Source organism: Bifidobacterium cebidarum (assembly GCF_009193305.1).
Taxonomy (GTDB): domain Bacteria; phylum Actinomycetota; class Actinomycetes; order Actinomycetales; family Bifidobacteriaceae; genus Bifidobacterium; species Bifidobacterium cebidarum.
Genome location: NZ_WBVS01000009.1, coordinates 84046 through 96752, shown reverse-complemented (window position 1 = coordinate 96752; position 12707 = coordinate 84046). Strand labels below are relative to the sequence as shown.

At 57.5% G+C, this 12707-nt stretch carries 11 protein-coding genes and 1 tRNA gene; 1 reads left to right on the top strand and 11 read right to left on the bottom strand.

All coding sequences use genetic code 11. The features are described from left to right. A partial coding sequence (locus F7D08_RS09865) for a hypothetical protein (protein ID WP_226803450.1) occupies nt 1–195 on the top strand: 195 nt, incomplete at its 5' end. Between the two features lie 385 nt (nt 196–580). Here the strand turns inward: F7D08_RS09865 and rplA are convergent. From rplA to proB, 11 genes are all read right to left on the bottom strand, one after another. Beyond that, nucleotides 581–1273, bottom strand: coding sequence for a 50S ribosomal protein L1 (rplA, locus tag F7D08_RS08470; RefSeq protein WP_152210200.1), 693 nt, complete (start codon nt 1271–1273; stop codon nt 581–583). Nucleotides 1274–1288: 15 nt separating this feature from the next. Then, nucleotides 1289–1720 (bottom strand): 50S ribosomal protein L11, encoded by a 432-nt coding sequence (gene rplK / locus F7D08_RS08465; protein WP_025222166.1) that lies wholly within the window; start codon nt 1718–1720, stop codon nt 1289–1291. Nucleotides 1721–1976: 256 nt separating this feature from the next. Continuing rightward, nucleotides 1977–2426, bottom strand: a complete 450-nt coding sequence (locus tag F7D08_RS08455; protein ID WP_152210198.1) for an HTH domain-containing protein — start codon at nt 2424–2426, stop codon at nt 1977–1979. Next, complete coding sequence (locus tag F7D08_RS08450; RefSeq protein ID WP_152210197.1) at nt 2413–3342, bottom strand: class C sortase; 930 nt, start codon at nt 3340–3342, stop codon at nt 2413–2415. Before F7D08_RS08450 ends, F7D08_RS08455 begins: the two co-directional genes overlap by 14 nt. A 108-nt stretch (nt 3343–3450) precedes the next feature. Continuing rightward, a complete protein-coding gene (locus F7D08_RS08445) occupies nt 3451–5067 on the bottom strand; it encodes a SpaH/EbpB family LPXTG-anchored major pilin (protein ID WP_193316262.1) in 1617 nt (538 codons plus the stop codon). A 74-nt stretch (nt 5068–5141) separates the two neighbouring features. Beyond that, complete coding sequence (locus F7D08_RS08440) at nt 5142–7949, bottom strand: SpaA isopeptide-forming pilin-related protein (RefSeq protein WP_226803451.1); 2808 nt, start codon at nt 7947–7949, stop codon at nt 5142–5144. 897 nt (nt 7950–8846) lie between these two features. Continuing rightward, the gene (nusG, locus tag F7D08_RS08435; RefSeq protein WP_152210194.1) at nt 8847–9695 is read right to left on the bottom strand and encodes a transcription termination/antitermination protein NusG; all 849 of its coding nucleotides are present in this window, start codon (nt 9693–9695) and stop codon (nt 8847–8849) included. A 29-nt stretch (nt 9696–9724) separates the two neighbouring features. Continuing rightward, a complete protein-coding gene (secE, locus tag F7D08_RS08430) occupies nt 9725–9952 on the bottom strand; it encodes a preprotein translocase subunit SecE (protein ID WP_152210193.1) in 228 nt (75 codons plus the stop codon). 39 nt (nt 9953–9991) lie between these two features. Then, nucleotides 9992–10067: transfer RNA gene (locus F7D08_RS08425), tRNA-Trp, on the bottom strand. 119 nt (nt 10068–10186) lie between these two features. Next, nucleotides 10187–11395: a pyridoxal phosphate-dependent aminotransferase gene (locus tag F7D08_RS08420; RefSeq protein WP_152210209.1), complete on the bottom strand. Its 1209-nt coding sequence runs from the start codon at nt 11393–11395 to the stop codon at nt 10187–10189. Nucleotides 11396–11473: 78 nt separating this feature from the next. After that, nucleotides 11474–12607 carry a glutamate 5-kinase gene (gene proB, locus F7D08_RS08415; RefSeq protein WP_152210192.1) on the bottom strand — a complete coding sequence of 378 codons (1134 nt, stop codon included), beginning with the start codon at nt 12605–12607 and terminating at the stop codon, nt 11474–11476. Nucleotides 12608–12707: the final 100 nt, after the last annotated feature.

Genomic DNA, 12707 nt, shown 5'->3' with positions numbered 1-12707 from the left:
GAGCCAGAATCGAACCCTCCACAAAAAAAATTAGCGAAGAGAACCATAGATGACTCTCAAACAATTTCCAAAAGAAATCAACAGGAACGTCCTAATAAGGAAAGGACGCTCACACTCAAAAAACCTCGTCCCGTTTCAACCAACCAAGGACCCAACCAAAAACAGTCAGGCACGAGACAAGCTGGCAATCATTGACTATAAAGAAGTAGTACAAACACGCTCTTGAGTTCTCAAACCACCACCACACATTCACCGAGAAGCTCTCTGAACCAGAGAACCACTCGCTGAGCGGCAGCAAGAGATAAACTTACACGGTCATCGTGATTCGCGCAAATCAGGGCGCATAAGAACCTAAGGAATCGGCATTATGACGCGGTTCCTTCGGCGTGTCGCAAACAGCTCTCGAATGCTGTTCTGATATCAGAATATCCCTCTTCGCATTGCAGTGGAGTAACAAAACCACCTATTCATCAATGTGTCGCCCGAATTCATCTGTGATTCACTTCGTTGTGTCTGCACAGACGAAAAAAGGGACCTCCCTTTCGGGAAGTCCCTTAATGAGCTTTACAGCTCAAGCCTCTCAGGCCAGGGTGTTCGGATCAACCGGAACGCCCGGGTTCATCGTGGAGGTGATGGTCGCCTTGGTCAGGTAACGGCCCTTCACGGTGGTCGGCTTCAGACGCTTGACTTCGTCGGCCACGGCCTTGAAGTTCTCGTCCAGAGCGGACTCATCGAAGCTCAGCTTGCCGATGAGGAAGCTCAGGTTGCCGTTCTTGTCGACACGGAACTCGATCTTGCCGCCCTTGATGTCCTTGACGGCCTTGGTGACATCCATGGTCACGGTGCCGGTCTTCGGGTTCGGCATGAGGCCACGCGGACCGAGCACACGGCCCAGACGGCCGACCTTGCCCATCATGTCCGGGGTGGCGACCACGGCGTCGAAGTCGAGGAAGCCGCCCTGAACCTTTGCGATCAGGTCGTCATCACCGACGATGTCGGCGCCGGCCTCGGTAGCCTCGGTGGCCTTCGGGCCACGGGCGAACACGAGGACCTTAGCGGTCTTACCAGTGCCGTGAGGCAGGTTGACGGTACCACGCACGAGCTGATCGGCCTTGCGCGGGTCAACGCTCAGACGGAACACAGCTTCGACGGTCTGGTCGAAGTTGTAGGAGGGCATGCTCTTCAGGAGAGCGATGGCCTCGTTGGCGGTGTAGAGGTTGTTGCGATCGACGCGCTCAGCGGCTTCGCGGTACTTCTTGGAACGCTTTACCATCTGTCTATCTCCTTATCAGTCCGTAACCGTGATGCCCATCGAGCGAGCGGTACCCTCGATGATCTTCATGCCGGCCTCGATGTCGCGAGCAGACAGATCTTCCATCTTGATCTCAGCGATTTCGCGGACCTGCGCCTTGGTGACAGAGCCGACCTTGTGGGTCAGCGGGTTCTCGGTGCCCTTCTCGATGCCAGCGGCCTTCTTCAGCAGAGCTGCTGCCGGCGGGGTCTTGAGAACGAAGGTGAAGGAGCGATCCTCGTAAACGGTGATCTCGACAGGGATGACCTGACCCATCTTGTCCTGCGTCTGGGCATTGTAAGCCTTGCAGAAGTCCATGATGTTCACGCCATGGGAACCCAGAGCCGGACCCAGCGGCGGGGCCGGGTTGGCCTTGCCTGCCTGAATCTGCAGCTTGATCAGCGCTGAGACTTTCTTCTTGGGAGCCATAATATGGTTCTTCTTTCTATAACGCGGTTCAAATGGTGGCCGAATCCGTTTCCAGCTTCCTATCGCACGCGGTCTTGACTCATTATTTATCCGTGTGTGATCGAGGCCGCTGGTCCGAGACCGGTCTCCTCCCGCAACTTATATTGCTGTGCTGTGCTAGCGGGTCTTCCCTCCAGACACAAGCTTTCCTATTATGCGAGTCCGTTTGGACAAAAAACAAACAGTATTTTGGCCGATCATCACCCCGCGCCGCACATCAGGACTCGCCATCGACGTGCCGCTCGATCAGGCGCATGCGCTGTTCGAGGCGGATGATGTGCTGCTCGAGGTTGTAGATGTCCTGCTCGGCATGCTGGGCTTGGCGTTCAAGATCGCGGACATGCTGGGCGAGTCCGTCGGTGACGCGTTGGTATTCGGCCAGGCGCTCCAGATCGCCGAGCTTCGCCGAAGCCGGATCGCCGACGGATTTGGCCCCTTCCAGACGCCAACGAGCCGCGGCACGTTCGATGCGCTTGGCGCCGATCAGGCTGGACGGCAGTCCGGCATCGCGGAAAATCGCCGTGGGTGAGTCGCCGGCCATATCACGGCGAAGAAATTCGTCGCGGAATGCATCGGTATAGCGGATGCGGGTCGATGTGGCCGACTCCACCGCAATCAGCGAATTCAGGTATTCGATTTCCTTGCTATCAAATTTACGACTGGCCATCTGTGGCACCTTCACTCACAACATCGTGATGGGTATTACTGATTGCATGCCGGCGTCGCCATGCGTACAGTACTGCGAGCAGCACTGCGATTGTGATGACTGCCGAGGTAAGGCTGATCCAGCGGATCCAGCGGCTGCTGCCGGGGCTGGGCAAGAGGGAACCTGCTGAGGCAACGTTGCTTTCGGGTACATACTTGGTGCGCTCCCCGGTGATCAGCAGGCGATGCGTATTGATGCCGTACGGTGTGCAGGTGACCAGTGTGACCAAGTCACGCCCTGGTATCGCGCGCAATTCCTCCAGTTGGTCCGGCAGCACGGTCTGTATCTGCACCACCCGGTACGCCAGGTTACTGCCCAGCACATTGATGGTGAAGATGTCGCCGTCGGTGAGTTCATCCAGTCGGGTGAACAGCTCCGCGCTGGGCAGTCCACGATGGCCGGTCAGCACCGGACGCAATCCCTTGCCGCCGATGGGTAGGGCGGTTTGGCGCATATGGCCCACGCCTTTGGCCAAGGTCTCCTCATCGGTGCCGTGGTAGATGGGCAGGCGAAGCTTGATCTTGGGGATGCTGAGGTAGCCCATGACGCCGTCGCCGTCCGGGTTCAGCACCTCCGTGTAATTGTCAGGCAGCGCATACCCCGAGCCGGGGATGAACGGATCATGCACCGGATCGCCTTTGAGGCTTTCGTTGTATTTGCGCGCGTCGGCAAGCATGGCGTCGCGCTTGTCCTGGTCGAGGCGGGAGACGGATTGGGTGTAGGAACTCACGACGTTCTCATGCTGCCGATTCGCCAGCATGTCGGCAATCGTCGGGTAAGCGATGGTGAGCACGCCCGCCAGCACCAGAATGACTGCGATGACGCCGGTCAGCCGATCGACCAGACGGCTGCGCCGTGCATGAGAACCTCGCATCATGTCCCTCCTTCACGGCATATCAACACAAGCAATCAGATAGGAAATACATACATAAGAAGAGGAGCTCATCGCCCATGGCCATAAGCTCCTCTTCAGTCGGCAATCGCCTTAGGCGCGCTTGCGGCGAATGGCCATCAGCAGGCCACCCGCGATCAGCAGCACACCCGCGGCGGTCAGCACCACCGTGCCGACGCCACCGGTGTTCGGCAGGCCGGGCACGTTCTCCACCTGCATGGAGTGGTAGCCGTCATTGGCAGTCGAGGACTGCTCGATGCCGGTGTGTTCCACCGTGCTGGAGCCGGTCTTATCCTTGATGGTGAATTCGATCGGAGCGATGGCGCCATAGCCGGTCGGGCGCTTCGACTCGGTGAGCACGTAGGTGCCTTCGTCCAGGCCGTCCACCTTCAGCTTGCCGTTCGCATCGACGGCAAGAGCCGTGATGGTGGCGGTTTCACCCTTTGCCGGCAGACGGTAATGGCCGTCAGCCTTCTTAATCAGCTTGAGCGTATCGGCGGCACCCTTCTTCTTCAGGGTGAACTCCACGCCGGTCAGGGCTTCTTCCTTGCCGTTGACCTTGTGGTACTTGAACACGTCGAGGCCGTAGGAGAGCACCTTGACCTTATCTTCATGGGTCTTGTAGGTGTTGTTGCCATACGGGTTGTTCGAGTAGATCAGGGTCACCGTGTTCGAGTTGCCGCCAGGTCCAATGACGGCCTTCTCGTTCACGGTGGCGTTGTAGTCCACGTGCACCTTGGCGTACTGCTTGATCTGGTCGTAGTTGAAGTTCACCAGGAAGGAGACCGCTTGTTGATTGTCAGGACGCACAGCACCGGTCGTGGTCAGCGTGTAGGCGGCAGTAGTCAGCGGCTGAGCAGTATCGTTGCCATTCGCGTCCACGCCGTACACCTTGATGGAGCCGGCGTCCAGGGTGAGGCCGTCGGAGAGCTTATCGCCCAGGTAGAAGGACTTATTCTCCGCGTTGGCGGGGAAGGTCGGCACCTTGGCGCGCAAATCGAAGTTCACCGTGTCGCCAATGCCAGCGGAATCGGTACCCTTGTCGAGCGCACCCTCACCGGACACGTGATCCTTCGTACCTTCATTGACGCTCTTGTCGATGTCCACGTTGTCGCGCTTCACCTGGAGCGTGCCGTTTTCGACCTTCCAGGTGTTCGTCTGCTCATCCAGGTTCGGCCAGATGGAGGCTACCGATGCGCGATACACATATTCGCCACCGGTCGCCAGCACCAGGTAGGAGCCCATCTTGAGGCCGCTGAACGTCACGGAAGCCGTGTTATCGGTACCAGCGGTACCGCCAGCGGAAGTCTGCTCACCGTCCGCGGTCAGCGACTTGGTCTGGGTGGACAGCTTGTCGTAGAAGGTGGCCAGAGCGGCACCGTCCGCCTTCAAATAGGTTTCGGTCACCGCATTATTCGAGCTGTCGATGTACGACGCAAAGTTCGTCTTGACGTACTGCTGCACCGCGGAATTCCAGGTGTAACGAGGAGACTTCGGCTCGCCGGCCTGGTCATCCCAGTTCACGTCGATCACCTTGTAGGCCTTGACGGTCACACCGTTTTCCAGACCGGTCATCGTCAGCGAACCAGTCGACGATGAAGTAACCGAATCAGCGGCGTACGCGTGCGGAGCCTGCAGGCCCAGCATGCCGACCAGCATCGCCAGCACCGCCACCACGGCGGCCCAGCATTTATTGATGGAACGAGGCATAATTCCTCTCCTTCTCATTAATCTTTTCTTGCATTAGTTCAATAACGGATTCGTTCACAACATGAGCCATGTGTCTAGCGGCACCGCCTCCTCGACTCGACTGACAACACGGTTACGCCGGCCAGCAATAAACCGAAACCAGCCAACGAAGAGATCAGCCATCCGCGGCCGCCGGTGGACGGCACTGCGATGGTCTTGTAATTGGGCACCGCGAGCATCGAATTGCCCGCACGAACGGACGCAGGAGACACGGACGCGCCGGCAGCCAGCGAACGCGAGACCGTGAAGAACGCCGGCGCCTCGCCCACCGACTCGATCCTCGGCTCGACGGCGTCCTTATCGGAATACGTCACACGCCACTGACCCGCAGGCTTCGCATAGCCGGCGGGCGAGGCGACCTCCACCAGACGGTACTCACCCGGCCTGGCCAGATCATCGAACGTGACCAAGCCATCACCGCCACTGGTCACATCCGAACCCACCCGCGTCCAATCACTGCCAGGATCATCCGGATCGATCACATCATCGGCGGACGTGCCCGTACCGCACTTGCCCGCACCGGCCTTGCACTCGAACAGACGGAACGTGGCACCAGCCAACGCCTTCGACGTCTCATCCCCATCACGCTTGGCAAACGAGAACGAACCCTTGACCACTTGGGGTACAACCGTATTCGTGAACGCAAGGCCCGAGTCCTTGGCCGATACCTTCAACGTGGCAGGGTCCTTGCCACTGGTTGCGGAGCCCACGGACTTGTTGTTGACGAACACCTCGACCTTCAGGCCTTCGTCGGTACCGTTCTTTGCTTCAGACACGTCCAGGCGCACCGGGATCTTGGTCTTGTCGTATTGCACATCCGTGTCCTTGCCTGCCACTTCACTGGCCGTGAAGTTGAACGATGCGACGCCCTTATCGTTCTTCGTGGCCTTCGAGAAGGCATCAGCGGTGATGGAGGGCAGATTCCACGTCGCCTTGCCGTCCGCGCCGACCGATGCGTTCAATGCGTTCGAAGACAAGAGCTTGGCGTTTGCGTTTTCGGGCGTCAACGCAAACGCAAACCGGCCGTCCGCAATGGCCTGATCGTTACCATTCGAATCCGTGAAATGCTTCTGCGCCTCCAACGAAACATTCACCGGTTTGTGGCTGGCGTCCGTGACGTTCACCGTGGTGTATGTAGAAGAATCTTCGTAGACGGCCTTCGATGCATCGATGGTTACGACCGGGTCGGCGCAGGTCAATCCATTTTTGCGAATTAACGTCGTATTGACGTAATCCACAGCCTTCTTCAATGAGTCAAAGCTCTGATTGTTCACGGTGTATTCGCCGGACGATACAGTTGCATCCGCGTCCACACCATTGGCATTAACGTTAATACTGTTGCCATAGTTTTGGATAAATACTTGTCCACCATGATCGGACGCTTGCACTGTATCCAACTGGTCAGCAGCGCTGATTACATTACCGCTAGCATCGGTCGGAGTCATTTCCGCAGCACTGGCCCAATTAGTATATTTCCCTCCATAATGGGTAGTGAAATGTGCATCTTTAGTGAGCACCTGTGTAGTCGTTCCTTCACCACCAGTTACCACCATCGATGGGTTCTGCATTCCGGAACCAACAATGACCTGTTGATCTGCGGCAAGTTGGTAGCCGGCAGGCGCACGTACTTCGTGCAATGTATAGGTGCCCGGTTTCAGACCGCTAATAGTCAGAGTGCCATCATTGCCGGTCGTTACCTGGCCCACTTCGGACGCGACTAGCGAACCATTTTCATCAACCTTGTATTGCTTGGCTGGATTGTCGTTCGCATCTTTCAGTTCAAAGACAGCTCCGGCCAATGTTTTGCCTGAACCGTTATCAGCAGTTTTAACTACCTTGAGCCCTGATAGTACCGTTGGCGTGCCAGTCAGGTTCACAGTGCTCAGCCATGTCGAAATCACGCCATAGGCAAAGTTAATAGAATTCTTTTGGTATACCTGATCAGCTGCATAGTTATATAGTCGCTCATAATTTGAACGATACTCATAGTTGCCGTCCGGCGCACATGAATCAATATTTACATATATATGATTGCCTTTAGCCGTAACAGAACTCTTATCCCCATTGGAATTTTTTCCCGGCCAGTTTGCAGACGTACTTGTCGGCGCATTCTGACCAATATTTCCTGCACCATAACGTTGCGGATTTGCATATGGATTGGCTAAGTCCACTGGACTGCCATCATGTGTTTCCATCCGTGTATCGATATCGATTTTCACCGAATCGGACATATCTCTCAACAAACTTATGTCGGTAGAGTTATATGTAGGTGCTTGGAAGTCATTCATGCCAGTAGATACTCGCGTCAAATTACTGGTATATGGACGCGCCGGCAACCGGTGCAGCTCCACTGCGGCATCGTTGTTTACAACGAATCTTGGTCCCTTGTTGCTAACCGGCTGCGGGTCAGAGAAATCATAGGGATCAGGATCAGAATAATCGTATACTGACTCGTCAAACGACAAATCATCCCAATTTGACATGTTTTGTAGATAGAGAGTCATTGCGGAGTTCAATAAAGTCAAGCCCTTGAGTGGCTGATGGAATTGTCTATCGACAGTGATGTCGCCGCCATAGTACTTAATAACATCTGCGGCATTTTTTAGTTGTATTAATCTGTTATTTTCCAATGAACGATATAGTCGACTGAAATCCTGGCCAGAAGTCGCAATGGCCTTCCATACGGCATCGGCGAATTGATCCTGCGAGAAATTATTCGGATCGTGAATGTAATCGTAAACATCTTGTGTAGTAACACCATCAGGCCAAGTTGCGGTCACGGTCACGTCATCGGCTTGACCAGCTGTCTCAGCGGCCAAGCTCACGCCGGCAGGCAGCAACATCGCCACGGCAAGCAGTAGGCCGAGTAGCATCTGCCATACGTGATGCAACCACCGACTGCTTACTCGCGCATTCGAATTTTGAGTCCCCCGAATCATCATGACGTCTCGCTTCTCTCACACCGTTCGACAAAGCAGCCGGCGCACATGCACCAACCGCGGGCCACAAGTGCAAGCGGCAGACACACCCCTCAATCCCTCTGCAACTCTTGCGTCATCGAAAGAGGCAACGTGCCGGCATATGCCAACGCCTGTGATCTAGGGCAACGAATACCCCCCCCCATGACAGAATTACCCCCTATTTCTGGGGGCGTTCAGGCAGCGCACGGGTATCGGAGTTATATGTATTGAGACCGCATCGTCTCAAGAATCAAGAAAAATCACTGTGCCGCGCGCGCTTTCATCTCATCGGCAACATCGCCGGCCACAGCCTAGCGCTCCCCTACACATACCCCCTATATATCAAAGAAGTATGATGCCAGCCCATCGAGGCCAAAACATCTTAGCAATCAGAGCCGCAGCACCATTGATAACAGCATCATGCAACTTTTTCACGCGAATAAAATGTATGCGATGCATCTTTTCTGCACGAATGAGGAAAATGATCCGCTCGACCTTGAGTTTTCATATTGTCATCGTGGAACACATATGTACAATTCTTCAATGCCCCGTAACCGTTGCAATTATGAGGTTTGTAACGGAATTACATTACTTTTATAGCCGATCATTCACATTTTGCAATAATCAGCAATGAAAAAGGCCCGACCGCAGTCGGACCTTAGCAAGGCATTTTCAAGCGCTGACGTGCAATGATGTGTGCGGCTTCAAGGCGCACCGAAGGAAGCGGTACAAAGGTACCGCGACTGAGGAGCAACGCAGAAGACGCTCCATCATTGTGCGTCAGTCGAGCTTCTTGACCTGGTGGAAGCCCAGCTCCACCGGCGTATCGCGGCCGAAAATGGACACGAGCACGGTGAGCTTCTGGGTGGTCGGCTCGACGTCGGAGACGACGGCCTCCATGGTGGCGAATGGACCATCGGTGACGGTGACCTGGTCGCCAACGGCGTAGGAGACCTCGACCTTGCGCTTCTTGGCGGCGGCAGGCTTATCGCCAGCGGCCTTGAGGGCCTCGGAAGCGATCATCGGGGCCATCATCTGGACGACTTCCTTGCGGGAAAGCGGAGCCGGATCCTTGGTCGGGCCAACGAAGCCGGTGACGCCTTCGGTCTCACGGACAATGCGGCGAGCGTTCTCGTCGGGCCACATACGAATGAGCACATAGCCGGGGACGCGCACGCGGGTGATGACCTTCTTGCCCTTTTCGGTGTGCTTCTCGACTTCCTCCATCGGGACCTCGACCTGGAAGATCTGGTCTTCCATGCCGAAGGAGGCCACACGGGACTCGATGTTGGTCTTCACGCGCTTCTCGTAGCCGGAGTAGGTGTGGAGCACATACCACTTGCCATCGAGAGAACGCAGGGACTTGGAGAACTCCTCAACGGCCTGCTGACCGGCATCGGTGCCTTCAGCTTCCTCGGACTCGTTGACTTCGGTCTCTTCTTCATCATCCAGAGTGACAGGAGCCTCAGCAGCAGTCTCAACGGATGCGGCAGGAGCCGGCTCAGCCTGGGTCTCAGTCTCAGCAGCGGCCTCAGGAGCTTCGGTTTCGGCTTCAGCCGGAGCCTCAGCAGCGGATTCCTCGTTCGGCAGAACGGCGTCGAGGTTCTCGAGATTCAGTTCGTCACTCATGCGTGTGTTTCACCTTAGGTTGTTGGAAATCAGCCAAACAGCCACAGAGTCGACTTGCCCAGACCGAAGTCCATGCCAGTGACCAGGGCCATCAGCAGCAGCACGAAGATGAACACAGCCAGAGACCAGAAGAACAATTCCTTGGCAGTAGGAGTAACGACCTTGCGAAGCTCGTCGATGATCTGCTTGATGAACAGACCGATACGCATGAAGACATTCGGCTTGACTGCCTTTTCATTCTTGCTCGTCTTAGCCATTCCGTACCTCGCGTCAGCTGCTTGATTATTAGAAAGACTTGGCAGGGAAGGCGGGACTCGAACCCACAACCTACGGTTTTGGAGACCGTTGCGCTACCAATTGCGCCACTTCCCTAGGTGTTATCCACCTCGGCTGGCATTCCGTAGAGAACGCTTCGCCATGGCGAAAACCGCCAAGACGACATAGTAACGGCTGAGGTGGATTAAAGCAAATCGCGTGTCGCGCACTGCTCGCTACTGCTCAACCCATTCCTTCATGCGCTTCATGCCCTCGGCGAGGTCGGCATCGGCCAGGGCGTAGGAGAAGCGGAGGTAGCCGGGGGCGCCGAATGCCTCACCGGGCACGGCGGCCACATGAGCCTCATCCAGCAGCGCGGCGGCGAAATCGGCAGAGGTCTGGAGCACGGTACCGTTCGGGCCGAGCGGCTTGCCCAGCAGCGCGGTGATGTCAGCGAACGCATAGAACGCACCGGTCGGGGTCGGGCAGTGCACGCCCTCGATATCGTTGAGCGCCGCCACAATCGCCTTGCGGCGCACGTCGAAGGCCTCACGCATCTTATGCACTTCATCCAGCGGGCCAGCCACGGCGGCCAGCGCGGCACGCTGGGAGATGTTCGCCACGTTGGAGGTCATGTGGCCCTGCAGCTTGGTGGCGGCCTTGGCCACTTCGACCGGAGCGACCATCCAGCCCACGCGCCAACCCGGCATGGCGTAGGTCTTGGCCACGCCGTTGAGGACCAGCAGCTGATTGCGGCATTCGGGCACAACCGCGCCGATGTAGGTGGTGTGCGCATCGTCGTAGTTCAGGTGCTCATAGATCTCATCGGAAATAATCCAGATGTGATGCTCCACAGCCCAGCGGCCGATGGCCTCCACGGTTTCCGGCTTCCATACGGCACCGGTCGGGTTGTTCGGAGAGTTCACGATGATGGCCTTGGTGCGCTCGGTGCGTGCGGCTTCCAGAGCCTCAAGGGACGGCTCGAAGTTCACATCCGCACCGGCGAACACCTCGACCGGCACGCCACCGGCCAGCTTCACGGCCTCCGGGTAGCTGGTCCAGTACGGGGTCGGGATAATGACCTCATCACCAGGGTTCAGCAGAATCTGGAAGGATTCGTACACGGCCTGCTTGCCGCCATTGGTCACCACGACCTGATCGGCGGTGACTTCGTAGCCGGAATCACGCAGCACCTTTGCGGCAATGGCCTCGCGCAGCTCCGGCAGACCCGGGGTGGGCGTGTACTTGTAGTTCTTCGGGTCGAGGCAAGCGTCGGCGGCTGCCTTGACCACGTTGGCGGGAGTCGGGAAGTTCGGCTCGCCAGCGCCAAAACCAATGACGTCGAGGCCGGCGGCCTTCATTGCCTTGGCCTTGGAATCGACGGCAAGGGTGGCACTTGGGGCCACGGTGTTAATACGGTCGGAAAGTGTTTGCCATTCAGCCATAGTCATGCTGTTCATGGTATGCCTAAGGCGCGAGAAAACGCCAGAGGCAAACACGGGCATCACTAGGCGTCAGAGGCGTCACACCAGCACGAGATTATCGCGGTGCACCAGCGGGTGCGCGTATTCGGGGCCGAGGAAGCGCTTGAGCTGGGCCGTGTTGCGGCCGAGCATCTGCGGGATTTCTTCGGAGTCGAATCCGGCGAGGCCGCGGGCCAGGTGCGTGCCGGCTTCGTCATCAACCCATACCGGGTCGCCGGCGGAGAAGTCACCGCGCGCCTCAAGCGCACCGGCCGCCAGCAACGACGCGCGGCCTCCGCGGATCGCCTTTGCGGCGCCTTCATCGACCACGATCGTGCCGCGCGGCTCGGCGGCAAAGCCAATCCACAATCGGCGTGAGGAGCCGCGTGCCTTGACGGGTGCGAATACCGTGCCCACCGGGTCGCCCATCATGGCGGGGCCTGCGTTCGAGGCACAAGTGAGCACAGTCGGAATGCCGGAGACGGCGGCCACGCGCGCAGCCTCAAGCTTGGTGACCATGCCGCCCGTGCCGACCTTGGAGCCGGAGCCGGAAACGGTGATATCGCCAAGCGCATCAATCACATTGGGCACATATTCCACGCGACGCGACCCGGGCTGGGAAGGCGGCGCCGTGTAGAGCGCATCCACATCGGTGAGCAGCACCAGCGCCTCCGCACGAACCAGATTGGCGATCAGCGCGGAAAGCCGGTCATTGTCGCCGAATCGAATCTCATTGGACGCCAACGAATCATTCTCATTGATGATCGGCACGACGCCAAGGTCCAGCAGACGGTCCAGCGTACGCTGCACATTGCGGTACTGCGTGGCGCGAATCGTATCCTCGGCGGTAATCAGAATCTGGCCTACGCGAATGCCGAACCGGCCGAACGCGGTCTCATAGCGGGCCATCAGCAGACCCTGTCCGACCGCCGCGGTGGCCTGCTGCGTAGCCACATCAGCAGGGCGTTCATCGAATCCGAGCGGACCGAAGCCAGCTGCAATAGCACCGGAAGAGACCAGCACCACACGGCCTCCCATCAGTCGCACCTGAGCCAAGGCCGCGGCCAGGACATCCAGCTTGGACGGGTCGAGGTGCCCGCTCGGCTGGGTGAGCGAGCTTGAGCCGACTTTGACCACAATAGTGCCGGCCGCAGCGATGCTTCTGCGAACCTCGGCCTGACTCGGTGTGCTCATGACGCTCCCCGGTTTCGTTGATTGTTGGTGGCTAACGGTGATTCTAGACCTGCTGTGTTTTCGTTTTCGCAGTGCGGCGGCGCGGCACCGGCAATACGCG

Bases quoted from the DNA above. Each gene is read 5' to 3' on its own strand.
- rplA (WP_152210200.1), bottom strand. From the start codon at position 1,273: ATGGTAAAGCGTTCCAAGAAGTACCGCGAAGCCGCTGAGCGCGTCGAT.
- rplK (WP_025222166.1), bottom strand. From the start codon at position 1,720: ATGGCTCCCAAGAAGAAAGTCTCAGCGCTGATCAAGCTGCAGATTCAG.
- F7D08_RS08455 (WP_152210198.1), bottom strand. From the start codon at position 2,426: ATGGCCAGTCGTAAATTTGATAGCAAGGAAATCGAATACCTGAATTCG.
- F7D08_RS08450 (WP_152210197.1), bottom strand. From the start codon at position 3,342: ATGATGCGAGGTTCTCATGCACGGCGCAGCCGTCTGGTCGATCGGCTG.
- F7D08_RS08445 (WP_193316262.1), bottom strand. From the start codon at position 5,067: ATGCCTCGTTCCATCAATAAATGCTGGGCCGCCGTGGTGGCGGTGCTG.
- F7D08_RS08440 (WP_226803451.1), bottom strand. From the start codon at position 7,949: ATGTTGCTGCCTGCCGGCGTGAGCTTGGCCGCTGAGACAGCTGGTCAA.
- nusG (WP_152210194.1), bottom strand. From the start codon at position 9,695: ATGAGTGACGAACTGAATCTCGAGAACCTCGACGCCGTTCTGCCGAAC.
- secE (WP_152210193.1), bottom strand. From the start codon at position 9,952: ATGGCTAAGACGAGCAAGAATGAAAAGGCAGTCAAGCCGAATGTCTTC.
- F7D08_RS08420 (WP_152210209.1), bottom strand. From the start codon at position 11,395: ATGGCTGAATGGCAAACACTTTCCGACCGTATTAACACCGTGGCCCCA.
- proB (WP_152210192.1), bottom strand. From the start codon at position 12,607: ATGAGCACACCGAGTCAGGCCGAGGTTCGCAGAAGCATCGCTGCGGCC.